Genomic DNA, 26,630 nt, shown 5'->3' on the forward strand with positions numbered 1-26,630 from the left:
GCTCACCTCAGCCTGCTCGACGCCAGGATGGAGACCAGGTGCAGCAGGGTCTGTACGACGGCGATGGCGGCCAGGACCGCGATGCCGAGGCGGGTGAAGAACAGATCGCCGCGGGCCGTGTCGAGGACGGCCACGACCAGGATGAAGAGACTGGCCTCGATTCCACCGACGAGCCGGTGGAACTTGAGCATGGCCGCGGCCCTGCGGGCGAGGGCCAGACCGGAGGAGCGGGGTACGGACGCCTCGTCCTTGACGGCGGGCAGACCACTGCGCTGTCTGGCCACGTCGACCAGATCGGTCTCGGCCTTGATCAGGATCGCGCCGAGAGCGGCGAGCGTACCGAGGAAGGCCCACAGCCAGTTGGTGGCGGTGCCGTTCTGGTGGAAGACGTCGGCGCCGCGCACGCCGAAGCCGATCAGCAGGGCGGCCTCGCAGAGGTAGTGGCCGACCCGGTCCAGATAGACACCGGTGATGGAGGTCTGCTTGCGCCAGCGGGCCACCTCGCCGTCGACGCAGTCGAGCAGCAGATAGATCTGGAACAGGACCGCCGCGAGGATCGCGCCGGTGAGCCCGGGCAGCAGCAGCGCGGCGCCGCCGAGGACCCCCACCACCACCATGAGGTAGGTGAGCTGGTTCGGGGTTATCCGGGTGTTCACCAGGTACGGGTCGATGTGCAGCGAGATCTCCCGCATGTACAGGCGCCCGGCCCAGTGCTCTCCGCTGCGCCGGTCCTTCACACCCTCCGGGTGCACGACCGGGCGGAGTTCAGCTACTGATGGTCTTGGCATAGTCGGCGTACGCGTCCCTGATCTGGTCGGTGGACAGGTCGAGGTGTTCGAGGATGGTGAAACGGCCGGGGCGGGTCTGCGGGGCGTAGGCGACGGCCTGGACGAACTCCTCGGCGGAGAAGCCGATCTCGTCGGGCAGCACGGGGAGCCCGTGCCGGTGCAGCACCTCGGTGAAGAGCTGTGACTCCTCGTGGGCGCCGCGCAGATGCATGGCGAAGGCGGCGCCGAGGCCGACCTGCTCGCCGTGCAGCGCACAGCGCCTGGGGTGGAGCAGGTCGAAGGCGTGGCTGATCTCGTGACAGGCGCCGGAGGAGGGGCGGGTGTCGCCGCTGATGGACATGGCGATGCCGGTCAGGACCAGTGCCTCGGCGAGTACGGTCAGGAACTCGTCGTCGCCGGCGCCGCCGGGGTGGCGCAGCACGGCTTCGCCCGCGGTACGGGCCATGGCGGCGGCGAGACCGTCGACCGGCTCGCCGTTGATGCCGTGCGACAGCTCCCAGTCGGCGATGGCGGAGATGTTGGACACGGCGTCGCCGATGCCGGAGCGGATGAACCGGATCGGGGCGTCGCGGATGACATCGAGGTCGACGACGATCGCGATGGGCGTGGGGACACCGTAGGACCCGCGGCCGTTGTCGTTGTCCAGGGTGGAGACCGGGGAGCAGATGCCGTCGTGCGCGAGGTTGGTCGCGACGGCGACCATGGGCAGGCCCACCCGGGCCGCCGCGTACTTCGCCACGTCGATGATCTTGCCGCCGCCGAGGCCGACCACCGCGTCGTACCGCTTGCCCTTGATGCCGTCGGCGAGCCGGACCGCGGAGTCGATGGTGCCGTTGGCCACCTGGTACCAGTCGGCGTCGGGCAGGACCGGCTCCAGACGGGCGCGCAGGGCCTGTCCCGAGCCGCCGCTGACCGCGATGGCGACCCGTCCCGAGCTGGAGATCCGCTGGTCAGCGAGGAGACCGGCGAGATCGTCGAGGGCGCCGGGGCTGATGTCGACGACGACCGGGGAGGGGATGAGCCGGGTCAGTACTGGCACGCGATCTCACGGCCCTTCGCGAGGTCGTCGTGGTTGTCGATCTCGACCCAGGGGATGTCGCCGATGGGGGCCACGTCGAGGGTGAAGCCGCGGTCGACCAGCTCCTGGTAGCCGTCCTCGTAGTAGAGGTCCGGGTCGCGTTCGAAGGTGGTGCGCAGGGCGTCGGCGAGATCCGCGGCGGCGCCGGGCTCGATGAGGGTGACGCCGATGTACTCGCCGGTGGCGGTGGCCGGGTCCATCAGCTTGGTGATCCGGCGTACGCCCTTGGCGCCGTCCGTGATGACCTTCATCTCCTCGTCGGCGAGGCGCTTGACCGTGTCGAGGGCGAGGATGATGCGCCGACCCTCGCCACGGGCGGCGAGCAGGGTCTTCTCCACGGAGACGGGGTGCACGGTGTCGCCGTTGGCGAGGATCACGCCCTGGGTGAGGACATCGCGGGCGCACCAGAGGGAGTAGGCGTTGTTCCACTCCTCGGCCTTGTCGTTGTCGACGAGGGTGAGTTTCAGCCCGTACCTCCGCTCCAGATCGGCCCGGCGTTCGTAGACGGCCTCCTTGCGGTAGCCGACGACGACGGCGGCCTCGGTCAGGCCGATCTCGGCGAAGTTGCCCAGGGTGAGGTCGAGGACCGTGGTGGTTCCCTCACCTGCGGGGTCGACGGGCACGAGGGCCTTCGGAAGCGTGTCGGTGTAGGGGCGCAGACGCCGTCCGGCACCGGCGGCCAGTACGAGGCCGATCATGCGGGTTCTCCTTCGTCGTGTACGGCGGGGGCGCCGGAGGACACCCAGAACCGGATGGACTCCGCGAGTACGACCAGCGCGACGGCGGCGGCGAGCGCCGTCAGGGCCAGGGGGAAGCCGGACTGCCGGGTCACGAGGACGGCGGCGAGCGCCGTCACCGCCACGGTCCGGCCCTCGTGCCCGCCGGTCGAGCGGACGAGCCACCGGGGTGGTGCGCCGCTGCCGCCGCGGATGCGGTACACCGTGTCGTAGTGATGGTAGGCGACGGCCGCCACCAGCATGTAAGCCGCGGGCAAGGTTCCGTTCACCTCGGAGCGGGCGGCGAGCACCAGGACCGTGCCGTATTCGGCGGCCCGGAACACCGGCGGAATGAGCCAGTCGAGCGCGCCGGCCAGTGGGCGGGCGACGGCGAGGCCCGAGGTCAGGGCGTACACCAGGGCGGCGACGACGGGCCACGGGCTGTCGAGGGGGGCGAGGGAGGCGGTGGCGACGAGGGCCGCGCCGCCGGCGAGGGCGGTCAGGAACGGCAGGAGGCCGGGGAGCGCTCGGGCCGGGCGGCGCAGCAGCGCGGCGACTCCCTCGGCGAGCGGTCCGGAGTCGGCGAGATCGGCGAGGGCCCGTGCCGCCCGTTCGGTACGGACGCTCTTGCGGGTCACCGAGCGCAGGACGCGGCCCGCGGTGGTGTAGCAGGCGGCGAAGGCACAGCCGATCAGGAGCGCGTAGAAGACGGTCCGCGGGGTGGTCAGGGCGGTCAGTACGGCGATCATCGCCCAGCGTTCGCCGATGGGCAGCACGATCATCCGGCGCGCCCAGACCGTCCAGCGGACGCTGTCGAGCCTGGTGGAGAGGACGGCGGTGGGGGTGCCCGCCACCGTCTTGCCGCCGGGGGCGGCGGTCGCGGCAGTCGCGTCGTCGTGCGCCTCGTTGAAGGCGAAGTCGACGACATGGCGGCAGGTCTGGAGCACCATCGCGGCCAGCGCGAGCGCCCATACGTCGTCACCGCCCCGGGCGGCACCCAGTGCGAGGCCCGCGTAGTACGCGTACTCCTTGGCGCGGTCGAAGGTCGCGTCCAGCCAGGCGCCGAGCGTGGAGTACTGGAGCGAGTAGCGGGCGAGCTGGCCGTCGGTGCAGTCGAGGACGAAGGAGAGGAGCAGCAGGACACCGGCGGCGACGAAGCCGCCCCGTGTGCCGGTCGCCGCGCAGGCGGCGGCGATCAGGGCGGTGAGCAGGGAGGCGGTGGTGACCTGGTTCGGGGTCAGACCGCGGCGGGCGCACCAGCGGGCGAGATACCGGGAGTACGGGCTGACGCAGAAGGTGGTGAAGAAGCCGTCGCGCGCCTTGACGGCGGAGCGCAGCCGTACGGCCTCGTCGTCGACGGCGCCGAGAGCGCTCTCAGCCTGTTCCCTGGCGGCGGCGTCCGCCGGTACGACGGCGACGAGCGAGCCCAGGTCGGGGCGGTGTACGCCCGGACCGTCGGCGTCGAGCGCGGCGGCGACCCGGTCGGCGAAGGCGCTACTCGGGGCGGTGACGGTGACGGAGGCAGTGACGGACACGGACGCGGTGGTGGAGGCGGCACCGGTCCGACGCTGTCCGGCCGTGCCGCCCCGCGCCGGTGAGCCGCCGTCCGCGACGGCCGTCATGGCGCGCAGCAGTGCGGCACGGGCCCCGGGCTGCGCGGTCACCGCGCCGGGTACGGCGGCGGCGGGGAAGCGCGGGTCGGTGAGACCCAGCCGCAGGGCGTGGACATGGCCGACGAAACGGGTGTCGACGAGGGCGACCCGCTCGGTGCCGGGGGCCGAGGCGAGAAGGCTCCGGGCCTCCTCGGCGCCCGGCGCGGTCCGTACGTCGTAACCCAGCGACCTCAGATGGCCTTCGAGCGGCGATCCGGGGACCGGGGGGCCGGTGAGGATGGCGGTCGACAGACGAACTCACTCCTTGGCGCTCACAGGGGCTCGGTGCGCGGCGACGGGACCCGGTTCGGGTCGGCGGCGCATCGGCAAAGAGGCTATCGGATGAACTGAAGGCCGAGTTCACCACCCGTTTACGCTCCGGTCGCCCGGGTCTGAGATAGGAACGCCTCAGGCGTTGATCATCATTGACGATCCGGCGTCCGCCGGACAACCGCGGAGGGAGCCCTCCGGGGCACGCCATAGGGTTGCGTCCATGACGTGGCTGATCACAGGCGGAGCGGGATATATCGGGGCACATGTGGCGCGGTCGATGGCCGCGGCGGGAGAGCGGGCCGTCGTCCTCGACGATCTCTCGACCGGTGTCCCCGAGCGGGTCCCGGCCGGGATTCCCCTGGTGCGGGGCTCCCTGCTGGACCGGGGAGCCGTCGACCGTACGCTCAGGGAGCACGCGGTCACGGGGGTGGTGCATCTCGCGGCGAAGAAGCAGGTCGGGGAGTCGGTCGAGCAGCCGCTGAGGTACTACCGCGAGAATCTGCACGGACTGACGGTCCTGCTGGAGGGCGTGGTCGCCGCAGGCGTGCGGCGCTTTCTCTTCTCGTCCTCGGCGGCCGTGTACGGAGTGCCGGATGTGGAGTTGATCACGGAGCGGACCCCGGCGGTGCCGATCAACCCGTACGGGGAGACCAAACTCGCGGGCGAGTGGCTCGTACGGGCGACGGGGCGGGCGCACGGGATCGCCACCGGCTGTCTGCGCTATTTCAATGTGGCGGGCGCGGCGGCGCCGGAGCTGGCGGACACCGGGGTGTTCAACATCATCCCGATGTTCTTCGACCGGATCAGCCGGGGCGAGGCCCCGCGGATCTTCGGTGACGACTATCCGACCCCGGACGGCACCTGCATCCGCGACTACATCCATGTCGCGGATCTCGCCGACGCCCATCTCGCGGCGGCCCGGTGGCTGGCCGGACGGGACGACGCCGCGGCTCTCACGGCCGGTGGGAATCGCACAGCCGGTGGGGACCTCGCGGCCGACGGGGATCTCACGGTCAATATCGGCAGGGGCGAGGGCGTCTCGGTCCGTGAACTGGCGGCCGTGGTGGCGGAGGTCACCGGCCACCGCGTCGCGCCGGTGGTCGAGGCGCGCCGTCCCGGTGACGCGGCGCGGGCCGTCGCCTCGGTCGGGCTGATCGCCGGGAAACTGGGCTGGACGGCGAGCCGAGGGGTGCGCGAGATGGTCGAGTCGGCCTGGGAGGGCTGGCGGCTCCACCATCCGGCCGCATCGGTCGGGTGACAGGTCCGCCGCTCTGACCTGCGATCATTTCCGCAGGTCAGAGCATACGACAACGGTGTTCAGTGCCGGGTTGCCCGATACGCCCCACCCTTAGTTCACTGGCGTGGTCGGCAGATCGCGCAGACGACCGGAAGGCGGCCTCATGGGGGCAGGGCACGACCATGGACACACGCACGGCGGGCCGCCCGGGGGCACCGCGACCGCCGCGTACCGGGGGCGGCTGCGCATCGCGCTGTCGATCACCCTGTCGGTGATGGTGGTGGAGATCGCCGGCGGTCTGCTCTCCGGCTCCCTCGCCCTGTTCGCCGACGCCGCCCATATGGCGACGGACGGGGTGGGGCTGGGGATGGCGCTGCTGGCCATCCGCTTCAGCGCCCGGCCGCCCGACGAGAGCCGTACGTTCGGCTATGCGCGGGCCGAGATCCTGGCCGCGCTGGCCAACTGCGTACTGCTGCTCGGCGTCGGCGGATTCCTGCTCTACGAGGCGATCGAGCGCTTCATCGTGCCGCCGGAGACCAGAGGCGGGCTGACGATCGTCTTCGCCCTCATCGGTATGGCCGCCAATCTGGTCTCGCTCTCCCTGCTGATGCGGGGGCAGAAGGACAGCCTCAATGTGCGCGGGGCCTATCTGGAGGTCCTCGCGGACACCCTGGGCTCGCTCGCGGTGCTGGTCTCGGCCGGGATCATCCTGGCCACGGGCTGGCAGACCGCCGACCCGATCGCGGGCGTGCTGATCGGGCTCATGATCGTTCCGCGTACGGTGAAACTCCTCCGGGAAACACTGAACGTGCTGTTGGAGGCCGCGCCCAAGGATGTGGACATGGCCGAGGTGCGCGCGCACCTGCTGGCGCTGCCCGGTGTGGACGATGTGCACGACCTGCACATCTGGACGATCACGTCCGGTATGCCGGTGCTCTCCGCACATGTGGTGGTGGACCAGGACGCGCTCGATGCGGTGGGCCACGAGAAGATGCTCCATGACCTGCAAGGATGCCTCGGCCACCATTTCGATGTGGAGCACTGCACCTTCCAGCTCGAACCGCGAGGGCACGCGGAGCACGAGGCGAAACTCTGTCACTGACGCACCGTCACTGACACCCCCGGGGGCCTGGCAAAACAAACATGCCCACACTCCCGAAGTGCGGACACGGGACCTTTGTGCGGCAGACTTGGCATTCGAGGCCCGAAGCGAAGGATGGTTATGCCGACCACACCAGTCACCGCTGCGAACAGCTCGTCGAACAGCGTTCAGGAAACGATCATGCTGGAGCTGGTCGACGAGAACGGCAAAACCATCGGCACCGCCGAGAAGCTCTCCGCTCACCGGCCGCCAGGCCTGCTGCACCGGGCCTTCTCCGTCTTCCTCTTCGACGAGCAGGGCCGGCTGCTGATCCAGCGCCGCGCGCTGGGCAAGTACCACTCCCCCGGTGTCTGGTCGAACACCTGCTGCGGCCATCCGTACCCGGGCGAGGCACCGTTCACCGCGGCGGCCCGCCGTACCCATGAGGAGCTGGGCATCTCGCCCTCGCTGCTCGCCGAGGCCGGTACGGTGCGCTACAACCACCCGGACCCGGCCTCGGGCCTGGTCGAGCAGGAGTACAACCACCTCTTCGTCGGGATGGCGCAGTCCTCGGTCCGCCCCGACCCGGACGAGGTGGACGCCACCGTGTATGTCACCCCGGCGGAGCTGACCGAACGGCATGCCGCCGACACGTTCTCGGCGTGGTTCATGACCGTGCTGGACGCCGCGCGCCCGGCGATCCGCGAGCTCACAGGGTCTGCCGGGGGCTGGTGACGCCCTCGCGCACCGGCGCACCGCCGAGCGGCGCGCCGAAGGGCAGCAGCGCCCAGACGATCTTGCCGCCGGCCGCGGTGTGCTCGACCGCGCAGCTTCCGCCCGCCTCGCGGGTGATCTCCCGTACGAGCAGCAGCCCGCGCCCGCCGGTCTGGGCGTGGTCCGTCTCCAGGGCCTTGGGCCGGTACGGATGGTTGTCCTCGACCGAGACCTTGATCCACTCCGCGCCGATGCCGACCTCGACCCCGACCTCCGGCGAGAGCAGCGCCGCGTGCCGTACGGAGTTGGTGACCAGCTCGGAGACGATCAGCAGCAGTGCCTGGACGACACTGTCGCGGACCGGCACGCGCTGGCGTTTCAGCAGGTCGCGTACGGCGTGCCGGGCCTGCGGTACGGAGAGGTCGACGGCCGGCGCGGTGAACCGCCAGACCCCCTCGTACGACAGCGGCCGGGCCGGAACACTCCCGGGGCTCTCCATCCTTGCGGCACCCACCCTTGACTTGATTCGACCGGAGGCTCGACCGGTGTCGTCCAACGGATACGAGTGTTGGGAACGGATCGGGTCCTACCGGGCTACTGAACAGAAGTCAGCCTCTATTGATGGGGAATGACCGCGTTCGAGCGCGTGCATATGCCGGGTGACCGGTCCCGACCGTCCACTGCCGTTTCGGGAGCGGCCGAAGCCGCCCGGTGGGCCGGGGATAGCATCCGGCGCATGGAGCCGCAGCTACTGCACACCGTCGCCGACGGCATCGCGATCGTCGTGATCCATCATCCCGCCAAGCGCAACGCGATGACGGTTCCGATGTGGCGGGAGCTTCCGCCGCTGCTCGGGCGGCTGGCGGCGGATCCCGCCGTACGGGTACTGGTGCTGACCGGCGAGGGGGCGGCCTTCTGCGCGGGCGCCGACATCTCCTCGCTGCGCGCGTCCGAGGGGGAGGCCGGTGACGACCCGCAGGCGCTGGCCGTACGGGCCGAAGAGGCGCTCGCCGCCTTCCCCAAGCCGACCCTGGCGGCCGTGCGCGGACACTGTATCGGCGGCGGCTGCCAGTTGGCCGCGGCCTGCGATCTGCGGTTCGCCGAGGAGGGAGCGCTCTTCGGGGTGCCTCCGGCGCGGCTCGGGATCGTCTATCCGGCCTCGTCCACCCGGCGGCTGGCTTCGCTGGTGGGGCTGGCGACCACCAAGTACCTGCTGTTCTCCGCCGAGTTGATCGGTACGGAGCGCGCGCTGCGCACCGGTCTCGTGGACGAGGTGCTGCCGGCCGGGGAGCTGGCGAAGAGAGTGGCGGAGTTCACGCGGGTGCTGGTCTCCCGGTCCGGGCTGACCCAGGCGGCGGCCAAGGAGTTCGCCTCCGGCCGTACCGACCGGGCCGCGTACTGGGCGGAGCAGGCGCGCTCCGGCGGGGAGACGGCGGAGGGCGTCGCCGCGTTCCTGGAACGCCGGGAACCCCGCTTCGGCTGGACCTTCCACGGCTGAGCCGGCGCGCCGCGACCGTACGGGGCGGGGGACGGTGACCGTACGGCCGGCCCGGCACCGTACGCACGTCCCGGCGAACCCGTCGGCGGGCACTGAGCCGGTCGCGCCCACCGATGTCGGTGCCACCTGCCACAATGCAGTCGGCCGACCACAGAACAGCGGAGCGTGATCGTGACGACGTCCATCGAAGGCAGGATCGCCGAGGAACTCGGCGTACGGGAGCGGCAGGTGAAGGCGGCCGTCGAGCTGCTCGACGGCGGGTCCACGGTGCCGTTCATCGCGCGCTACCGCAAGGAAGCGACCGAGATGCTCGACGACGCGCAGTTGCGCACGCTGGAGGAGCGGCTGCGCTATCTGCGGGAGCTGGAGGAGCGGCGGAGCGCGATCCTGGAGTCCGTACGGGAGCAGGGCAAGCTCGACGACGCCCTGGAGGCGCGGATCCTGGCGGCCGACACCAAGGCGCGGCTCGAGGACATCTATCTGCCGTTCAAGCCGAAGCGGCGGACGAAGGCCCAGATCGCCCGGGAGGCGGGTCTCGAGCCGCTCGCCGAGGGCCTGTTGAAGGACCCGTCGGTGGAACCGCCGGCAGCGGCGGCGGCGTTCGTGGACGCGGAGCGGGGGTGGCGGACCCGGCCGCCGCGCTGGAGGGCGCGCGGGCCATCCTCACCGAGCGGTTCTCGGAGGACGCGGACCTGATCGGCGAGCTGCGCGAGCGGATGTGGACGCGCGGGCGGCTGGCCGCGAAGGTACGGGAGGGCAAGGAGGAAGCCGGCGCCAAGTTCGCCGACTACTTCGACTTCGCCGAGCCGTTCACCGAGCTGCCCTCGCACCGGGTGCTCGCCATGTTCCGGGGCGAGAAGGAGGATGTCCTCGATCTGGTGATGGAGCCCGAGGAGCCCTCCGAGGCCCAGGAGCTGCCGGGCCCGACGACGTACGAGAACATGATCGCGCGGCGCTTCGAGGTCGCCGACCGTGGCAGGCCCGCCGACAAGTGGCTGGCGGACACGGTGCGGTGGGCGTGGCGCACCCGGGTCCTGGTGCATCTCGGGATGGATCTGCGGCTGCGGCTGCGGACGGCCGCCGAGGACGAGGCGGTGCGGGTGTTCGCCGCGAATCTGCGCGATCTGCTGCTGGCCGCGCCGGCCGGGACGCGCGCGACGCTGGGGCTCGACCCCGGGTTCCGTACGGGGGTGAAGGTGGCCGTGGTCGACGCGACGGGCAAGGTCGTCGCCACCGACACGATCTATCCGCATGTCCCGGCGAACAGGTGGGACGAGTCGCTGGCGAAGCTGGCGCGGCTGGCCGAGGAGCACGCGGTCGATCTGATCGCCATCGGCAATGGCACGGCGTCCCGGGAGACCGACAAGCTCGCCGGTGAGCTGTGCGCGAAGCATCCGGAGCTGAAGCTCACCAAGGTGATGGTCTCCGAGGCGGGCGCCTCGGTGTACTCGGCGTCGGCCTTCGCCTCGCAGGAGCTGCCCGGTCTCGATGTGTCGATCCGGGGCGCGGTCTCGATCGCGCGCAGGCTCCAGGACCCGCTGGCCGAGCTGGTGAAGATCGACCCCAAGTCGATCGGTGTCGGCCAGTACCAGCACGATCTGTCCGAGGTGAAGCTGTCCCGCTCGCTGGACGCGGTCGTCGAGGACTGTGTGAACGGGGTGGGGGTCGATGTGAACACCGCGTCGGCGCCGCTGCTCTCACGGGTCTCCGGTATCGGCACCGGGCTCGCGGAGAACATCGTCGCGCACCGCGACACGCATGGGCCGTTCCGGTCCCGGCGGGCGCTCAAGGATGTGCCGCGGCTCGGCCCGAAGGCGTACGAGCAGTGCGCGGGCTTCCTCCGTATCCGCGACGGGGAGGACCCGCTGGACGCGTCGAGCGTGCACCCCGAGGCGTATCCGGTGGTGCGGTCGATGGTGAAGACGACGGGCGGCGAGGTCGCGTCGCTGATCGGCAACACGTCGGTGCTGCGGTCGCTGAGGCCGGCGGAATTCGTGAACGACTCCTTCGGGCTGCCGACCGTCACGGACATCCTGCGGGAGCTGGAGAAGCCGGGGCGGGACCCGCGTCCGGCGTTCAAGACCGCGACGTTCAAGGACGGGGTGGAGAAGCTCGGCGATCTGGAGCCGGGGATGGTCCTGGAGGGGGTCGTGACGAATGTCGCGGCGTTCGGGGCGTTCGTCGACATCGGGGTGCACCAGGACGGGCTGGTCCATGTCTCGGCGATGTCCAGGACGTTTGTGAAGGACCCGCGGGAAGTGGTGAAGCCGGGCGATGTGGTCAAGGTGAAGGTGATGGAGGTCGACATCCCCCGGAAGCGGATCTCCCTGACGCTGCGGCTGGACGACGAGGCGGGGGCGAAGCCGGAGCGCGACCGTGACGGTGGCCGGGACCGGGACCGTCAGGGCGGCCGTCCGCCGCAGCAGCGGCGGGGTGCGGGTGGCGGCGGTGCCCCGCGCCGGCAGGCGGGACCGCCGGCTCCGGCGAACAGCGCGATGGCGGACGCGCTGCGGAGGGCGGGTCTGGCGGACGGGGGCGGGGGCGGCCGCGAGGGCCGCGGAGGCCGCCGGGGCTGAGACGGCTGCGGGGGCGGTGCGCCTGTGGCGCCGGTGCGTGAGTGGTGCCGGGGCCCGGGGCCTCCGGAGGTGCGTGTCCGGACTGCTATCCTCACCGCGCTTCGCGCGAGCTGCGACGCTTTACGTCCGGACACGCACCTCCTACGACCCCGACCCCCTCCCGCCGGATGTTTGGTGCCGGGTCGCATTTCCAGCCCGTCCGGCGTTTGAGGACGGAACCGCCTGCCCCGGCGCCGGGGTTTCATTTGGTGCGGGCCCCGCCGGCGGGCTCAGGTCTCGGTTACCCGGCCTTCGGAAACCCGCAGCCGGCGGGTCGTGCGCACCGCGTTCAGCATGCGGCGGTCGTGCGTGACCAGCAGCAGCGTCCCGTCGTACGAGTCCAGCGCCGATTCCAGTTGCTCGATCGCCGGCAGATCGAGATGGTTCGTCGGCTCGTCCAGGACCAGGAGGTTGACACCCCGGCCCTGGAGCAGGGCCAGCGCGGCGCGGGTGCGTTCGCCCGGGGAGAGCGTGGTCGCCGGGCGCAGCAAGTGGTCCGACTTCAGGCCGAATTTGGCGAGGAGCGTACGGATCTCGGCGGGTTCGGTGTCGGGGACGGCCGGGCGGAACGCGTCGAGCAGGGTCTGCGGGCCGTGGAACAGCGCTCGCGCCTGGTCGACCTCGCCCACCACCACCCCCGAGCCCAGCGAGGCATGACCCGCGTCCAGCGGCAGACGGCCGAGCAGGGCGGCCAGCAGGGTGGACTTGCCCGAACCGTTGGCGCCGGTGATGGCGACCCGGTCGGCGCGGTCGATCTGGAGCGAGACCGGCCCGAACTGGAAGTCGCCGCGCTTGACTTCGGCGCCGCGCAGCGTCGCGACCACGGCCCCCGAGCGGTCCGCGGAGGCGATCTCCATCCGCAGTTCCCACTCCTTGCGCGGCTCCTCGACCACATCGAGACGCTCGATCAGCCGCTGCGTCTGACGTGCCTTGGCCGCCTGCTTCTCGGTCGACTCCGCGCGGAACTTACGGCCGATCTTGTCGTTGTCGCTCGCCTTGCGCCGCGCGTTCTTGACGCCCTTCTCCATCCAGGCGCGCTGGGTGTGCGCCCGGGTCTCCAGGGCCGCCTTCTTGTCGGCGTACTCCTCGTACTCCTCGCGGGCGTGGCGCCGCGCGGTCTCCCGCTCCTCCAGATACGCCTCGTACCCGCCGCCGAAGAGCGTGATCTTCTGCTGGGCCAGGTCGAGTTCGAGGACCTTGGTCACGGTGCGCACCAGGAACTCGCGGTCGTGGCTGACGACGACCGTACCGGCGCGCAGGCCGGTCACAAAGTCCTCCAGGCGTTCGAGGCCGTTGAGGTCCAGGTCGTTGGTGGGCTCGTCCAGCAGGAAGACGTCGTACCGCGAGAGCAGGAGCGAGGCGAGGCTCGCACGGGCGGCCTGGCCGCCGGAGAGCGTGGTCATCGGCTGGTCGAGGCCGACGGTCAGGCCGAGCGAGGCGGCGGTCTCCTCAGCACGTTCGTCCAGGTCGGCGCCGCCGAGGCTCAGCCAGCGCTCCAGTCCGAGGGCGTAGGCGTCATCGGCGCCGGGGGCTCCGTCGACAAGTGCCTGGGTGGCCTCGTCGAGAGCGCTCTGCGCGGCGGTGACTCCGGTACGGCGCCCCAGGAACGCCCGTACGGTCTCCTCCGCGCGCCGCTCGGGCTCCTGGGGAAGGTGGCCGACGGAGGCGGTGGGCGGGGAGAGCCGGACGGCCCCTTCGCCCGGCGTGTCGAGTCCGGCGAGCAGTCTGAGCAGGGTGGACTTTCCGGCGCCGTTGGCGCCCACGAGTCCGATCACATCGCCGGGCGCGACCACGAGGTCGAGCCCGGAGAAGAGTGAGCGGTCACCGTGTCCGGCGGCGAGGTCCTTGGCTACGAGCGTGGCAGTCATCAGACCGCGATCCTAACGAGGTGCGGAGCGGGTGGGGGCACGGCAAGCCCGGCCGGAGCAGGCCCGCCGGTCCGTACGGACCGGGGGAAGGATCCGGTTCCGGCGACCGACCGCCCGGAATGGGACTGGTACGGCGGATTCCGCTACGGTCCGGACATGAACGGCGGCAACGGCGGCGAGAACTCTGTGACGGACGACGCGGGTGTGACAAGAGATGTGATCGTGGTCGGTGGCGGAGTCATCGGCCTGACCACGGCGGTGGTGCTCGCGGAGAGCGGTCACCGGGTCGGGGTGTGGACCCGCGATCCGCTGGGGCGTACCACGTCGGCGGTGGCGGGCGCGCTGTTCTGGCCGTACCGCATCGAGCCGGCGCGGCAGGTCGGCACCTGGCTGGAGCGGTCGCTGGGGCATTACGAGCAGTTCGCGCGGCGCCCGGACGAGACGGGGGTACGGATCGTGTCCGGGCTGATGGCGGACACCCCGCTGGACAGTCTGGGGCGCTGGGCCTCCCGGGTCCCCGGGCTGCGTGAGGCCCGTACGGACGAATTGCCCGGCGGATTCGGGCAGGCACTGCGGGCCGCCGTCCCGCTGATCGACATGCCCGTGCATCTGCGGTATCTGAAGGAGCGGCTGCGGGCCGCGGGCGGCACCGTCGAGCGGCGTTCCATCACCGGTTTCGGTGAACCCGCGGGCCGGGCACCCGTCGTGGTGGACTGCACCGGGATCGGCGCCCGGCTGCTGATGGCGGACGCCTCGCTGTATCCGGTGCGCGGGCAGGTGGTGGTCGTGGAGAACCCGGGGATCGACGAGTGGTTCGTGGTGCCCGCGCCGGGCTCCGCCGATCTGACGTATGTCATGCCGCAGCCGTACGGAGTACTGCTCGGCGGTTCAGCGACCGACCACTCCTGGGATCTGCGCCCGGACCCCGCCGAGGCCGGGGCGATCGTGGCGCGCTGTGCCCGGATCCATCCGGCGCTGTCCGGGGCACGGGTGCTGGAGCACCGGGTGGGGCTGCGACCCGCGCGCCCCCAGGTCCGGCTGGAGGCCGAGACCCTGCCCGGGGGCGCGCGGCTGGTGCACAACTACGGGCACGGCGGCGCGGGCGTGACCGTGGCCTGGGGCTGCGCGGAGGACGCGGCCCGGCTGGCTGTCGCCTGACGCCGTGAGAGCGCGATCAGCAGTCGGCGGGAGCCGCCGCGGTCAGATGATAGGCGGCTCGTTCGTCGAGAAGCAGCGGGACGAGATTGCGCTGCGACTGGCGCAGCGGTACGAAGGCGCCCTTGCCGAGCGGCAGTGACAGCACCCCGTGCAGGGCCAGTTCGTCCTTGACGTCCGCGTACTGTGCGGCGTCGAGCCGGTAGCCGCAGGGCGGGTTCTCGATGATCTCCTCCGGGGCCGCCGGGTCGTTGTCCGCGCCGCCGAGATACACCGGGCCGCGGTCCTTCAGCCCGGCCACTCGCGCGGTGGCGGTGGCGGCGACGATCCGGGCCCTGCGTTCGTCGGTGAAGGCGAACAGGCCCTTCAGGGAGTCGAGTTGGCTGTCCACCCGGCGCCGCTTGTTCAGGGCCGGGTCGGCCTGCTCGGCGTCGGTCAGCGCGTCGACCCGGCTCTCGATGAGCAGCCCGAGCGAGTGCTTGACACCGGCCGCGTTGCGCAGGATCCGCTCCTGCCCGTCCCCGGCGGTCTGCCGGATGGGCTCGCCGGTCACCGGGTCGGTCCAGATCCCGTAGGTGCCGATGGTGTGACCGGCCGCGGTCGCGGCGGGCCGTACGTACCGCTCGGACAGGGTCTCCGACTCGTCGTGGATCGCCGGGGAGGTGTTGAGGTTGCGCGGCCAGAGGTCGAACAGGTCCTTGTCGTAGTACGGCGGGGTGGCACCGTACTCGTGCAGGTCGTAGATGACATCGGGGCGCCGGTCGCGGATGAGGGCGGCCAGAGTGCGGCCCTCGGCGGTCTTGAGCGCGATGTGGTCGCGGTTGATGTCGATGCCGTCCGAGTTGCCCCGGGTGTCGGCGGCGCGGCCGTCCGGGTTGGCGGTGGGAACGACGAGCACGCTCGTACGGGCCAGGAAACGCAGCGTGTCGCGGTCCTTGGTGTAGGCGAGGTCGCGGACCGTGGTCAGACAGGCTTCGCGTCCTGACGGTTCGTCACCGTGCTGGCTGCACACCAGCAGCACGGTGGTGGCCGCGTGCTGGGCGCCGATCCGTACGAGCTGGAGCGGGCGGCCCTGTTTGGTGGTGCCGATGGTGGAGAGGGACGCGCGGTCGCTGCCCCGGTCGACGGCGGAGAGGAATTCCTGTTCCTGCGGCTGGCTGGTCCAGTCGGCACCCCCGCTCGTCTCGAATCCGGTGCGCGGCACGGCGGGCGCGGCGGCGGCCGAGGCGGGGACGGCGGACAGCGGGGCGAGCAGGGCTGTGGTGGCGGTCGCGGCGAGAACGAGCGTACGTATACGGGGAGTTGTGGCTCTTGAGGGGGTCATCGGCTGCTGTCTCCCGGGATCGGAGGTGTCCGGCGCGGCTCGGCCACGCCGTGCTGACGGGACTCGGGGGCCGCGCTCCGCGGCGGGACGGGCCCGGCCGTGGCGCGGGCGAACGCCTGTGCGCCGCCGACGAGCGGCAGCCGGGCACTGGTCCTGGACAGGTCGAGGGTGAGGGTGGGAGTGGTGGACGGCGGGTCGATGAGGCCCTGGTCCGTACCGGCGACGATCAGGGCGAGCCGGTGCCCCGCCGGGACGACATGGTCGTTCGCGGCGAGGTCGATGGTCAGGGTGTACGGCTTGCCGGGGGTGAGCGGCTTTCCGTGGCCGGCGGAGGCGTAGGTGCCGAGATCGGCCCAGCCCCGGCTGAAGACGGTGTAGTCGACATCCGCGGTCCTGGCCGCGGTCTCCCGGTAGCAGGAGCTGTCGGCGGTGGTGCTCGGGCCCCAGCAGGTGCGCTCGGTCAGGGTGGTGATGCCTTCGCCCGAGGCCGCGTAGTCGCGGATCGTGTCGGGGCCGAGGTCGACCAGGACCGCCGAGAGATGCGCGGTCGGGGTGGAGGGCGTGGCGGTGACCGTGACGGTACCGGCGCCGGACAGGCGCAGATCACGGCTGAGTGGTCCGGTGAGGAACGCGGCCTTGTCGGGGGTCGGCAGCTCGGCCGCGGCGGCCCAGTCGATCTCGCTCCGGCGGGGGTCGTCGGTGAAGGTCTCGGTGGCGCCGGGCCTGGCGGGCGTACGGCTCAGGGTGCCGACCCCGGGGGCCGTGCCCGTACCGGGGCGCAGGGCCGTGGGCTCGGTGGTACGCGGCGGCCAGACCCGGTCGGTGGACCACTGGTCGGGAGCGCGCTCGATGTCCGCCATGGGCTCGCGCTCGATGCCGTTCTCGTAACCGAGGAGATAGTGGTCGAACCAGCGGTGCAGGGTGGGCACCCAGGTGGCGCGGCGGAAGTCGAACGGGTCGACGTGGCCGGTCTGGGAGAGCCAGATCTTGTGCTCGACGCCCGCGTCCGAGAGCGCTTCCCACCACTGTCCGAGGTGCTTGGCGCGGACATTGAGGTCCTGCCCGCCGTGCACGGCGAACACGCTGGCGCGGACCTTGTGCGCGTTCCGTACGTAGTCGCGCTCGTTCCACAGGCCGGTCCAGTCACCGGTGCGCGGGGCCTCGTCGATCAGCCGCTGCTGGACGGCCTGGCAGCGGTCGCGGGCCTCGGGGCTCTCGACATAGTCGGAGAGCCACTCGGGCCCCGAGTCGTAGAGGGGCGCGCCCTGCTGGAAGTAGTAGTCGTACCAGGAGCTGATCGCGCTGATCGGGACGATGGTCTCAAGTCCCTCGACGCCGGTGGCGGCGACTCCGTTGGCGACGGTGCCGTCGTAGCTCTTGCCGATCATTCCGGTGGCGCCGGTGGTCCAGTCGGCGCGGACGCGCTCGGTGCCGGTACGGGTGGCGTAACCACGGGCGCGGCCGTTCAGCCAGTCGATCACGGCCTTGGCCGACTGGATGTCGGACCGGCCGCCGACATCGACGCAGCCGTCGGAGCGGTTGGTGCCGGCGAGGTCGACGGCAACGAAGGCATAGCCGCGCGGGACGAAGTAGTTGTCGTAGTAGAGGGGGAAGCCGACGGGTCTGCCGTCGGCGTCGTAGGTCTTCTTCTGGCTCTCGTTGCCGCGCCCGCAGCAGGAGTAGTACGGGCTGGCGTCCATGATCACCGGGATTCTGCGGCCCTGTTCGGCGGGCTCTCCGGGCCGGATGACATCGACGGCGACCCGGTCGGTCCTGCCGTCCTCGTCACCGTCGATCCCCGTGTCCACCCATACGGATTCCCGGATGGCGTCGTCGTACGAATAGACGGGCTGACTTTCCTTCACCGGCCGTCCGCCCGGGGCGGAACCGGGACCGGGCTGGGCGCCCTGCGCCCCTGTCGGGGTGAGCAGCACCCCCAGCAGGGCGGCGGAGGCCGCCGCGACCAGCGTTCTGCTCGACCAGCGGGTTCCCCGCGCACGGATCTCCATGGGGCGGAAGGTACCCCGGTGAACTCCCGTGCAAAAGTGGGCAGTCGGCGGACATCCGCCTGCCGGCCGGGGGTTGAAGGCAGGGGAGGGCGAGGAGGCCTGATGGGACGCTTTGGAAGCGCTCTCATCGTGGGCGTGGCAGCGGTTAGGCTGTAGCTGTCCGGCGGCCCGGCTCGCCCCCGTATGCGGCGCTGCCGTACGGTACCGCCGTATCAGTCCCAGTCATGACCGCCCTGACCGCCGTATCCGCCGCCGACGAGGAGCGCACGCCTTGCCCGAGCCGTCCCCTGGGTTCCGTCCCACTCTGGAAGCTGTCGCCGCGCGCGCCGGCGTCTCCCGGGCCACGGCCTCCCGGGTCGTCAACGGCGGTGCGGGGGTGCGTCAGCCGCTGGTCGAGAAGGTGCGCCGGGCGGTCGACGAGCTGGGGTACGTACCGAACCACGCGGCCCGCACCCTGGTCACCCGGCGCACCGGCGCGGTCGCGGTGATCATCGCTGAGCCGGAGATCCGGATCTTCTCCGATCCGTTCTTCTCCCAGCAGATCCGCGGTATCAGCAAGGAACTGACCGCGCACGACACCCAGTTGGTGCTTCTGCTGCTCGAAGGCACCGGGGACTACGACCGGATCGCGCGCTATCTGGCGGGCGGCCATGTCGACGGCGCGCTCGCGTTCTCGCTGCACACCGACGACCCGATCCCGGAGATCACCCGGCGGGCCGGGATGCCGACGGTCTACGGCGGCCGGCCGTCCTGGACGGCCGCCCAGGACCATCAGGCCGTGCCGTACGTCGACGCCGACAACCGCGGTGGCGCCCGCGCGGCCGTGCGGTATCTGCGTGATCTGGGGCGGCGGCGGATCGCGCATATCGCGGGCCCGCGCGACCAGGCCTCGGCCACCGACCGGCTCGACGGCTACCGGGATGTGCTGCCGGACGCGGATCCCGCGCTGATCGCCGAAGGCGGATTCACGGCGGCGAGCGGGGCGCTCGCGATGGCGGAGCTGCTGGCGCGGTACCCCGATCTGGACGCGGTGTTCGCCGCCAACGATCTGATGGCCTCGGGCGCGTTGCGGGTGCTCAAGGAGCAGGGCCGTGCGGTGCCCCGCGATGTGGCGCTGGTCGGTTTCGACGACATGGACTCGGTCGCGGAGGCGATGGATCCGCCGCTGACCACGGTCCGGCAGGACATAGAGGGGCAGGGCCGGCTGATGGCGCGGCTGCTGCTGCGCGGGCTCGAACGGGACCGCGAGGGGGCTCAGGCACCGGCCTCGGTGATCACTCCGACCACATTGGTACGGCGGGCCTCGGCCTGAGCCGGGACCCGCCGCTGGTTCGTACGTGTGCGGTGTGGAGCGCTCCGCCTGCTGGTTCAGCCTGCTGAGAGCGCTCCCCACCTGCTTGGTCGCCGTACTGGGTCGCCTTGCCTGGTCGCCGTCGAGCGTGTTATCTGGTCGCCGTCGAGCGCGCCGGTACGGTGAGTGCCGTCCCGTCCGAGAAGGTGACGGTGCGCGCCACCGACTCGAAGTTGTGCGCCGCGTAGGTCCGTACCCCGCCCTTAACGAAGACGGCGGAGGTCGGGATCGACCCGGTCACGGTCGCGTCGGGAGCGCCCAGGGAGTTCAGGGTGTTGATCCAGTGGTACGTATGGGCACGGGACTCGCCCGCCTCGGGTGAGTAACCGGCGTTGCCCGCGTCCCATTTGGCCTTGGCCGCCGCCGGGTCGGCGAGCGCCTCGAACTCCCAGAGGATGTCGCGCCATTCGACGGCCGGGCCGCCGTTCTCCCGCACCATCTCCGCGAGATTGCGCTTGATCGCGTCCTTCTCGCGGCTCAGGTGGAGCGAACCGCCGGTCAGCGGAAGGGCGTTGATGCCGTGGATCTCCTCCGGGTTGGCGGTCCACCAGGTGGAGTACGCGCCGCCGCTGCCCCACACCATGCCGACCGTGTCATGCCCGAAGGAGGCCGGGAAGACCTGCTGGTCCGCGTCGAACCAGTACTGGCCGATCGCCTCGGACTCGGTCGCCAGCAAGTAGCTGCCCAGGTCGCGCAGCCCGGTGTCACCGGTCGCGGAGCCCCACAGCACCAGCGCGGCGCTGAGGTTCGTGGACTCCGACGACGACTCCTGGTTGTTGCCCGCGGCGAATCCCTGGTGCCCCGAGGCCCAGCTGTGTCCGGCGTAGACGTCGAAGCCGCGCAGGAAGGGGAACTGGGCGTCGTCGCGGCTGGGGTTGGCCGCGTCGCGCACGAGCGTCTCCACCATGCCGCCCCAGGCTGATTCCGCGGCCCAGGCCTGGTCGTACTGGGCGACGACCGCCGCCGCGTAGACGTAGTAGCTGTAGTGGAAATGGTGGTCGTTGAGTTCGGTGTCGCTGCCGTAGGACGCCGGGTAGCCGGTCAGTGTCTTCCAACTCGTGTCGTACGAGAACTGGTTGGCGCCGCCCGCCGTGAACCACTGCTCCAGCCTGCCCTTGAGCAGTCCGATGAGCTTGTCGCGGGTGGCGGTCTCGCCGATCTGGTCGGCCATGGGCACCAGTTGGGCCAGCTTGCCCAGGGCCTTGCCGGTCCAGTACGTGTCGACCGCGCCGGAGAACGGGTCGGCCGCGTTCGCCACCTCGTCCAAGTGGCCCTTGAGCCGCGCCCGGTCGACACCGCTGGACGGCGGCAGCGCGGGCAGTACCGCGGCGGACTGCTGGCTGGTCGTGAAGGAGGTGGACTCGCGGACCTTCATGGTGCCGCGCGGTGAGACATAGGTGTATGCGGTGAGCGCGTCGGTGGTGTTCAGCCACTGGTGCCGGTAGAGGGCCTGGAGAGTACCGGTCTCGGTGCCCTCCTGGGGCGCGGTGGTGAGGCTGTAGGTGGCCCTGACCGTGCCGCCCGTGGCACTCCAGCTCACCTTCGATCCGGTGACAAAGCTGTAGGCGTATTTCCGGTATGCCGTGAGGGCGTCCCGGGAGGGCAGGACCGCGAGCGAGAAGTAGTCGCGGCCGCCGAGCCCGGCGGTGAGAGCGCTTCCCGCCACGGTCCAGTCGGCGCCGGTCGGTGCGAACAGCGCGTAGTGGTGGCCCGCGACGGTGATGCCGAGGACATTGCCCTGGTCGGCGAAGACCTCGGGCGTGCCGGCGGTGGTGACGCGCGCGTCGCCGCCGGTGCCCTTGGCGTATACGAAAGGCAGTCCGTGGCCGATGGTGGTCCGCAGGGTGCGGGTGCCGTCCGACCAGTAGGGGGTTACGGTCCAGTCGGACCAGGAGTCGGCCTTGGTGTCGGGCGAGTTGAGCCCGGTCAGGCCGAGGGTGAGGTCGGCCTTGTGCGCGTACTCGTACTGGCGGCCGTCGCCACTGACCGTCGGGGTGGTCGGATAGCCGACCTGGAGGCCGGCCGCGGTCGCCTGATAGGTGAGCGGATGGCCGTACATGGGGGTGGAGTACGGGTTGTCGCCGTGCCGCTGGAAGGCCAGCGAGGACCACCAGTCATTGGTGGGGACCGGCTTGTTCCTGGCCGCCGCGGTCAGCTTGGGGGTGACCGGGGTGCCGGTGTTGGTGGTGGGGCCCGATGTGCCTGCGGGACGGGTGTCCGAGTAACTGCCCGCACCCACGGGGATGTTCGCGGCCATCGCCGGACCGGCGGCGGGACCCAGGCCGACGGCGGCCAGGGCGGTGACGAGGACCAGCACGGAGGCGGGTCTGGCACGGGAGACGAACATGGACGGCACCTCGAAGACATGGGGGAAAGGGCGTCCGAGAGCGCTCTCAGATGCCATGAAACGTAAAACTCCTGAAACAGAGGTGTCAATACATCTGACACGGACGGCTGTTGAGGGTTGATCGGAGGGTAACGGCGGCCGTTGTGCGTTCGAGTCTTGACGGAGTGCGGTAAATGTGGGAGCGGTGTTCGCCGGGTCGCGAGAGCCCGGTGAGAGCGCTCTCACTCCGGCTCTCGCGGTCAGGCCTGCGGGCGGGGCCGAGGCCGCGGCTGGGGTTGGGGTTGGGGCGGGAGGCCGGTCACGAAGTCGGCTGCGAGGGTGTCGAGCAGGTCGTCGATCGAGGGCAATGTCCGCATCTCGTCCGCCAGTCGGCGCGCCCCGGTGCGGTACGACGGATCCGCGAGCACCGACTCGACGGCGGCACGGATACGCGGCACGTCGTCGGGCCCGAGGGCGGGCATCGTATCCGGCGAGCCGCCACTGGGACCGACCATCAGCCCGGCACCCGCCTCGCTCACCAGCCGGGCGTTGGTGGGCTGGTCGGCGAAGAAGGGGATGACGACCAGCGGGAGACCGGCCGCCAGCGTGCCGAAGGTCGTACCCGAACCGCCGTGGCAGACCACGGCGTCCGCACAGGCGAGGACATCGGCCTGCGGCACCCACGCCTCGACATGGACATTCGGCGGGACCGGGCCGAGCGCGGACACATCGGTGGCGCGCCCCGCCGTGAGGAGTACGCGTACCGGCAGTCCGCCCACCGCCTCCAGTGCCGCACGGTAGGCCGCGGCGGCGACCGGCAGCCCGCCCGCGACGGTGCCGAGGGTGAGATAGACCAGCGGTTCCGCGCTGCCGCCCCACCAGTCGGGCAGCGGGGCGGTACGGGGCGCGGCGGCCTCACGGAAGCGGCGGGTCAGGGCGTACGGCGAGGGGTCGACGGAGGCGGGGAAGCGGGTCAAATACGGGGAGGCGCGCAGCCGGTCCACCATCTCCCCGCCGTACGGCGCGAGCGCGGGCGCGGCCAGTTCGAGTGCGCCCGCCTCGATCCGCGCCGCCGAGATCGCCACCTGTGCGTGCGGGACGCCGATGCGCTCGGCGGCCACGGCCGAGGCGTACTCGCACGGCTCACGCAGTACGAGATCGGGCCGCCAGTCGCGGCACGCCTCCTCCAGCGCGGGCAGCATCGCCGCCGTACAGAGCCGCCCGAACAACTCCCGGTCGATCAGGACCGCGGCTTCCTTCCTGGACACCCGCGAGAAGCGCTCCATGATCGCCGCGGTTTCGGCCGCGGGCGGCTCCCCACCGATCCGGTACGGCTGCCCGCGCTCCGCGAGCCGCGCCTCCAGCTTGGGCGGCCCGACGACGAGCACCTCGTCCCCGCGTGCGACGCAGGCGTCGATGAACGGTACGAGCGGATTGAAGTGGCCGGATCCCTCGGTCGAGGCGAAGAGTACGCGCATGACGCCGGACTCTAGTGCGGTGAGCGCGCCGGACCCGTTCGGCGGTTGAAGACACAGTGCTGGCTGGTGCTAAGCGTGCACGGAGCCGAGGAGTGCGAGGGCGTCGGCGCTCGGAGTGCCCGGGGCCGCCGTGCCGACGAGCAGGTGGCGGCCGGGTGCGTGCTGGACGTCGAAGGTCTGGTAGGTGAGCGTGATCCGGCCCACGTCCGGGTGCTGGAAGATCTTGGTCTTGCGGCCGAGGCCACTGACCCGGTGCTCCCGCCACAGTGCCGCGAACTCCTCGCTGCTGCCGAGGAGTTCGCGTACAAGCCCGGCGATCCCGGGATCCCCGCGGTCCTCTCCCGCCGCCAGTCGCAACGCCTCGACCGTGTCACGGGCGACGGTCCGCCACTCGGCGAACAGTTCCCGGGCGGCCGGGTCGTGGAAAACGGAGCGGACCATGCCGCGCGGGTCCGCCAGCGGGGAGAGCAGGGCCTTGGCCAGGGTGTTCGAGGCGAGGACATCGAGGCAGCGGTTGACGACATAGGCGACCGCACCTGGAAACGCGTCCATGAGCCGCAGCAGCGCGGGGTCCACCTCGTCGGTACGGTCCTCGCCGGTACGGGCGGAGGGCGCCGGCTTCGGTACGAGGCCGGCCAGCCGGTAGGCATGCCAGCGGGCGTCCATGTCCAGGCACAGCGCCCGCGCGATGGCGTCGACGACCTGGCCGGAGGGGCTCCGTTCGCGGCCCTGTTCCAGGCGGGCGTAGTAGTCGGCGCTGACCCCCGCGAGTACGGCGACCTCCTCGCGCCGCAGCCCGGCCACCCGGCGGGGCCCGGAACCGGGCAGTCCGACCTCGGCGGGGCTGAGCAGGGAGCGACGCGCGCGCAGGAATTCCCCCAGTTCGGAACCGCTCATCCAGGAATCGTACGCCGCCGCTCCCGGACGCCCGGTCCTCGGCCGCCGGTGCCGGGCCGCCGGTGCCGGGCCGCCGGTGCCGGGCTGCGGCAGACGGGCGGCTCGTACCCGGCGCGCGTACCCGGCCCTCGTACCGGGCCCTCCTATTCAGCCCTCGTATTCGGTGCTCGTACCTGGTCGGTCGCCGTTCCTGGGTGTGGCGCACCCAGGAAGCCTCGCCCTCCCCCTGCGGCGCGATCCGTCGCACGCTCGGAGTCCACGGCGCGATCACCATCGCGTACCTGCCACACCCGTTGTACCGATCACACCCGGTCACACCCGTCACACCTGTTCCCCCTGTTTCCCCTTTTCCTGAAGGATCCTCATGAACACCCCGGCCGCCTCTCCCGGCAACGTCCCCTCCCCCAGCAGCGCCTCCTCCCCCGCAGGCAAAGTCGTCCTGATCACCGGCGCGAGCAGCGGTATCGGCGAAGCCACGGCCCGGCGTCTGGCCGCCTCCGGCCACCGGGTGGTGCTCGGCGCCCGCCGTACCGCCCGTATCGCCGCCGTCGCCGAGGACATCCGGGCCGACGGGGGCTCGGCCGCGCATCATGAACTGGACGTGACCAGCCTGGAGAGCACCCGGTCCTTCGCCCGGGCGGCGCGGGAGCGGTACGGACGGATCGACGTCCTGGTCAACAACGCGGGCGTCATGCCCCTGTCGACGGTGGACGCCCTGAAGGTCGACGAGTGGAACCGCATGATCGACGTCAATGTCCGCGGCGTGCTCCACGGCATCGCCGCGGTGCTCCCCCTGATGCGGGCCCAGGGCGCGGGACACACGGGACACACGGGACACATCGTGAACATCTCGTCCGTCTCCGGGCACCGGGTCGACCCCACCGCCGCCGTCTACAGCGCCACCAAGTTCGCGGTGCGCGCCATCTCCGAGGGGCTCCGCCAGGAGAGCCGCGATCTGCGGGTCACCGTGATCAGCCCCGGTCTGACCCGCAGCGAGCTGACCGGGGGCATCAGCGACTCCGCCGTGCGCGAGGCCGTCCAGGAGCAGATGGGCATCGCGATCCCCGCCTCGGCCATCGGCGCGGCGATCGACTACGCCATCGGCCAGCCCCTGGACGTCGATGTCAACGAAATCGTCGTACGGCCCACCGCCCAGGGCTGAACCCGGCGCTGAACAACGGGCTAACTCCCGCCCGGGCCGACGCGAACAATTCGGCCCGGGCGCTTGGCGGTTGGGGACAACGGCGCGGCGGGTCCTTGCGCAATTGGCATGCCACGGACATGCTTTTCCCCAGCGGAATCTACCCGCATAGATCCGGCTCCGTCCTGAACGCCCCCCAACCGCCGCCCCGCCGACAGGCGGATCGGCATGCCTCCAGGAGGAACCCTTGAGCACGCGTTTCACCCGCCGCCACGCCACCGCCCTCGCTCTGTCCGCCGTCACCGTCGCCGCTCTCCAGGGAGTGGCCTCGCCGATGGCGGGCGCCTCGCAGCAGGCCCCGTCCGCCGCGGCGCCCGCCCAGTCCTCGGCGTCGGCGGTCGGCCTGGTCGAGGACCAGACCGCCCGTGCCCTCGCCACCTCGCTCGCCGACAAGAGATGGGGCGCCCAGATACGCTCCGCGGCCCTCGCCTCGGAGCAGATCGATCTCCGCGCGCTGACCGGCGGGGCCACGGCCCGCGCCGGGCAGGCCCTCGCGCCCGAGGTCGCCCGCGGCGACCAGCGCATCGCCGCGGCCAAGGGGCTCGGCGCCGACACCGGTTCGCTGCTGCGCCTGCGCCTGGCCGCCGACTCCATGCGCGACGAGCTGGCCGCCGGAACGGCCCCGCTGGTCGCCGCCGCCGGCACCGACGACAGCGCGGAGACGATCACCGCGTACGACAGCCGTGGCCGCGCCCACACCCTGGACGCGCGCCGCACGCCGGACCGGCCCGTCTATGTCGTCGACATCGACGTCACCAAGGCCATGGCCGCGGGTCTGGGCATTGTCGACAAGGAGCTCACCAAGCGCGGCCTGACCTCCGCCGAGGCGCCGCAGGCACGGACGGAGGCGCAGACGCAGAACCGGGCCGCCGCCGCGGGCTTCTGGACCACCCGCGTCGACTCCGTCTATCTGTCCAACGACGAGGAGCCCTGGATCTCGGGCGACGCCGAGGTCTTCTCGATCGTCAGCGGCTTCGGGTTCGACGGCAAGGTACGGGTCGACACGGTCACCATGCCGTACCTGGACAACGACGGTACGACCTACTACCCGAACCAGATCCTCGTCAACTGGTCGTCGTACAAGTACAACCTCGCCGACGTCGTGATGATGGAGGACGACGGCGACACCAACTACCAGGCACTGGCCAAGGCCATCGCCGACATCCTGCTCACCATCACCGACCAGGGCGCCTACATCCCGCTGGTCAACGCGATCCTCGACGCCATCCCGACGTCCTGGTGGACCAACGACCCGGACTACGTGGACTCCTGGTACACCCTGGCCCAGAACTCCTCCGGCCGTCTCAACGGTGCCCGGGGCAACGGCTGGATGACGGTCAGCCCCTACTTCGTCCAGCAGTTCTGACGT

Annotated in this window: 19 protein-coding genes and 1 pseudogene; 9 read left to right on the top strand and 11 right to left on the bottom strand. The window is 71.3% G+C overall.

Annotated features, from left to right (window positions below; genetic code table 11):
* Positions 1-2: 2 nt before the first annotated feature.
* The 4 genes from KQY30_RS04120 to KQY30_RS04135 are packed head-to-tail and all read right to left on the bottom strand — an operon-like array spanning position 3 to position 4,486.
* Positions 3-788: a CDP-alcohol phosphatidyltransferase family protein gene (locus KQY30_RS04120; protein WP_217305603.1), complete on the bottom strand. Its 786-nt coding sequence runs from the start codon at positions 786-788 to the stop codon at positions 3-5.
* Positions 766-1,827 (bottom strand): iron-containing alcohol dehydrogenase family protein, encoded by a 1,062-nt coding sequence (locus KQY30_RS04125; protein WP_217305604.1) that lies wholly within the window; start codon positions 1,825-1,827, stop codon positions 766-768. Before KQY30_RS04125 ends, KQY30_RS04120 begins: the two co-directional genes overlap by 23 nt.
* Positions 1,815-2,564, bottom strand: a complete 750-nt coding sequence (locus KQY30_RS04130; protein WP_217305605.1) for a sugar phosphate nucleotidyltransferase — start codon at positions 2,562-2,564, stop codon at positions 1,815-1,817. The genes KQY30_RS04125 and KQY30_RS04130 overlap by 13 nt, the downstream gene beginning before the upstream one ends.
* Positions 2,561-4,486: a DUF5941 domain-containing protein gene (locus KQY30_RS04135; RefSeq protein WP_217310725.1), complete on the bottom strand. Its 1,926-nt coding sequence runs from the start codon at positions 4,484-4,486 to the stop codon at positions 2,561-2,563. The genes KQY30_RS04130 and KQY30_RS04135 overlap by 4 nt, the downstream gene beginning before the upstream one ends.
* A 241-nt stretch (positions 4,487-4,727) precedes the next feature.
* Between KQY30_RS04135 and KQY30_RS04140 the strand changes: the two genes are divergently transcribed.
* The 3 genes from KQY30_RS04140 (at position 4,728) to idi (ending at position 7,560) form a co-directional block, all read left to right on the top strand.
* On the top strand, positions 4,728-5,765 hold the full coding sequence (locus KQY30_RS04140; RefSeq protein ID WP_217305606.1) for a UDP-glucose 4-epimerase: 1,038 nt from the start codon (positions 4,728-4,730) through the stop codon (positions 5,763-5,765).
* A 142-nt stretch (positions 5,766-5,907) separates the two neighbouring features.
* Positions 5,908-6,846, top strand: a complete 939-nt coding sequence (locus tag KQY30_RS04145) for a cation diffusion facilitator family transporter (protein WP_217305607.1) — start codon at positions 5,908-5,910, stop codon at positions 6,844-6,846.
* A gap of 120 nt (positions 6,847-6,966) precedes the next feature.
* A complete protein-coding gene (idi, locus tag KQY30_RS04150) occupies positions 6,967-7,560 on the top strand; it encodes an isopentenyl-diphosphate Delta-isomerase (protein ID WP_217305608.1) in 594 nt (197 codons plus the stop codon).
* Here the strand turns inward: idi and KQY30_RS04155 are convergent.
* Complete coding sequence (locus tag KQY30_RS04155; RefSeq protein ID WP_217305609.1) at positions 7,535-8,038, bottom strand: ATP-binding protein; 504 nt, start codon at positions 8,036-8,038, stop codon at positions 7,535-7,537. The two genes, idi and KQY30_RS04155, sit on opposite strands and share 26 nt — an antisense overlap.
* Before the next feature lie 237 nt (positions 8,039-8,275).
* Here KQY30_RS04155 and KQY30_RS04160 point away from each other — a divergent pair, with 237 nt between their 5' ends.
* Both KQY30_RS04160 and KQY30_RS04165 read left to right on the top strand, forming a co-directional pair.
* Positions 8,276-9,037, top strand: a complete 762-nt coding sequence (locus tag KQY30_RS04160) for an enoyl-CoA hydratase/isomerase family protein (RefSeq protein WP_217305610.1) — start codon at positions 8,276-8,278, stop codon at positions 9,035-9,037.
* A gap of 171 nt (positions 9,038-9,208) precedes the next feature.
* Positions 9,209-11,613: pseudogene (locus KQY30_RS04165) on the top strand (Tex family protein).
* Positions 11,614-11,882: 269 nt separating this feature from the next.
* Here KQY30_RS04165 and KQY30_RS04170 read toward each other — a convergent pair.
* Positions 11,883-13,520, bottom strand: a complete 1,638-nt coding sequence (locus tag KQY30_RS04170; protein ID WP_217305611.1) for an ABC-F family ATP-binding cassette domain-containing protein — start codon at positions 13,518-13,520, stop codon at positions 11,883-11,885.
* 156 nt (positions 13,521-13,676) lie between these two features.
* Between KQY30_RS04170 and KQY30_RS04175 the strand changes: the two genes are divergently transcribed.
* Complete coding sequence (locus tag KQY30_RS04175; protein WP_217305612.1) at positions 13,677-14,678, top strand: FAD-dependent oxidoreductase; 1,002 nt, start codon at positions 13,677-13,679, stop codon at positions 14,676-14,678.
* A gap of 16 nt (positions 14,679-14,694) precedes the next feature.
* Here KQY30_RS04175 and KQY30_RS04180 read toward each other — a convergent pair whose 3' ends face one another.
* Together KQY30_RS04180 and KQY30_RS04185 are read right to left on the bottom strand one after the other, a co-directional pair.
* A complete protein-coding gene (locus KQY30_RS04180; RefSeq protein WP_217305613.1) occupies positions 14,695-15,999 on the bottom strand; it encodes a M14 family metallocarboxypeptidase in 1,305 nt (434 codons plus the stop codon).
* Complete coding sequence (locus tag KQY30_RS04185) at positions 15,996-18,008, bottom strand: Xaa-Pro dipeptidyl-peptidase (RefSeq protein WP_217305614.1); 2,013 nt, start codon at positions 18,006-18,008, stop codon at positions 15,996-15,998. Before KQY30_RS04185 ends, KQY30_RS04180 begins: the two co-directional genes overlap by 4 nt.
* A 271-nt stretch (positions 18,009-18,279) precedes the next feature.
* Here KQY30_RS04185 and KQY30_RS04190 point away from each other — a divergent pair, with 271 nt between their 5' ends.
* Complete coding sequence (locus KQY30_RS04190; RefSeq protein WP_217305615.1) at positions 18,280-19,320, top strand: LacI family DNA-binding transcriptional regulator; 1,041 nt, start codon at positions 18,280-18,282, stop codon at positions 19,318-19,320.
* Positions 19,321-19,450: 130 nt separating this feature from the next.
* On the opposite strand, the gene KQY30_RS04195 is transcribed toward KQY30_RS04190, so the two are convergent.
* The 3 genes from KQY30_RS04195 to KQY30_RS04205 all read right to left on the bottom strand — a co-directional run bounded on the left by KQY30_RS04195 (position 19,451) and on the right by KQY30_RS04205 (position 24,060).
* A complete protein-coding gene (locus KQY30_RS04195; protein WP_217310726.1) occupies positions 19,451-21,706 on the bottom strand; it encodes a glycosyl hydrolase in 2,256 nt (751 codons plus the stop codon).
* Between the two features lie 239 nt (positions 21,707-21,945).
* Positions 21,946-23,163 carry a glycosyltransferase gene (locus KQY30_RS04200; protein WP_217305616.1) on the bottom strand — a complete coding sequence of 406 codons (1,218 nt, stop codon included), beginning with the start codon at positions 23,161-23,163 and terminating at the stop codon, positions 21,946-21,948.
* A 69-nt stretch (positions 23,164-23,232) separates the two neighbouring features.
* The gene (locus tag KQY30_RS04205) at positions 23,233-24,060 is read right to left on the bottom strand and encodes a helix-turn-helix domain-containing protein (protein WP_217305617.1); all 828 of its coding nucleotides are present in this window, start codon (positions 24,058-24,060) and stop codon (positions 23,233-23,235) included.
* Between the two features lie 364 nt (positions 24,061-24,424).
* On the opposite strand from KQY30_RS04205, the gene KQY30_RS04210 reads away from it, so the two are divergent.
* Positions 24,425-25,222, top strand: coding sequence for an SDR family oxidoreductase (locus KQY30_RS04210; protein WP_217305618.1), 798 nt, complete (start codon positions 24,425-24,427; stop codon positions 25,220-25,222).
* Between the two features lie 226 nt (positions 25,223-25,448).
* Positions 25,449-26,627 carry a DUF3103 family protein gene (locus KQY30_RS04215; protein WP_254406933.1) on the top strand — a complete coding sequence of 393 codons (1,179 nt, stop codon included), beginning with the start codon at positions 25,449-25,451 and terminating at the stop codon, positions 26,625-26,627.
* The last annotated feature ends 3 nt before the right edge of the window (positions 26,628-26,630 follow it).

This window comes from Streptomyces sp. GMY02 (assembly GCF_019056675.1).
GTDB classification, from domain to species: Bacteria; Actinomycetota; Actinomycetes; order Streptomycetales; family Streptomycetaceae; genus Streptomyces; species Streptomyces odonnellii.

Bases quoted from the DNA above. Each gene is read 5' to 3' on its own strand.
- KQY30_RS04120 (WP_217305603.1), bottom strand. From the start codon at position 788: ATGCCAAGACCATCAGTAGCTGAACTCCGCCCGGTCGTGCACCCGGAG.
- KQY30_RS04130 (WP_217305605.1), bottom strand. From the start codon at position 2,564: ATGATCGGCCTCGTACTGGCCGCCGGTGCCGGACGGCGTCTGCGCCCC.
- KQY30_RS04140 (WP_217305606.1), top strand. From the start codon at position 4,728: ATGACGTGGCTGATCACAGGCGGAGCGGGATATATCGGGGCACATGTG.
- KQY30_RS04145 (WP_217305607.1), top strand. From the start codon at position 5,908: ATGGGGGCAGGGCACGACCATGGACACACGCACGGCGGGCCGCCCGGG.
- idi (WP_217305608.1), top strand. From the start codon at position 6,967: ATGCCGACCACACCAGTCACCGCTGCGAACAGCTCGTCGAACAGCGTT.
- KQY30_RS04155 (WP_217305609.1), bottom strand. From the start codon at position 8,038: ATGGAGAGCCCCGGGAGTGTTCCGGCCCGGCCGCTGTCGTACGAGGGG.
- KQY30_RS04160 (WP_217305610.1), top strand. From the start codon at position 8,276: ATGGAGCCGCAGCTACTGCACACCGTCGCCGACGGCATCGCGATCGTC.
- KQY30_RS04170 (WP_217305611.1), bottom strand. From the start codon at position 13,520: ATGACTGCCACGCTCGTAGCCAAGGACCTCGCCGCCGGACACGGTGAC.
- KQY30_RS04175 (WP_217305612.1), top strand. From the start codon at position 13,677: ATGAACGGCGGCAACGGCGGCGAGAACTCTGTGACGGACGACGCGGGT.
- KQY30_RS04180 (WP_217305613.1), bottom strand. From the start codon at position 15,999: ATGACCCCCTCAAGAGCCACAACTCCCCGTATACGTACGCTCGTTCTC.
- KQY30_RS04185 (WP_217305614.1), bottom strand. From the start codon at position 18,008: ATGGAGATCCGTGCGCGGGGAACCCGCTGGTCGAGCAGAACGCTGGTC.
- KQY30_RS04195 (WP_217310726.1), bottom strand. From the start codon at position 21,706: ATGTTCGTCTCCCGTGCCAGACCCGCCTCCGTGCTGGTCCTCGTCACC.
- KQY30_RS04200 (WP_217305616.1), bottom strand. From the start codon at position 23,163: ATGCGCGTACTCTTCGCCTCGACCGAGGGATCCGGCCACTTCAATCCG.
- KQY30_RS04205 (WP_217305617.1), bottom strand. From the start codon at position 24,060: ATGAGCGGTTCCGAACTGGGGGAATTCCTGCGCGCGCGTCGCTCCCTG.
- KQY30_RS04210 (WP_217305618.1), top strand. From the start codon at position 24,425: ATGAACACCCCGGCCGCCTCTCCCGGCAACGTCCCCTCCCCCAGCAGC.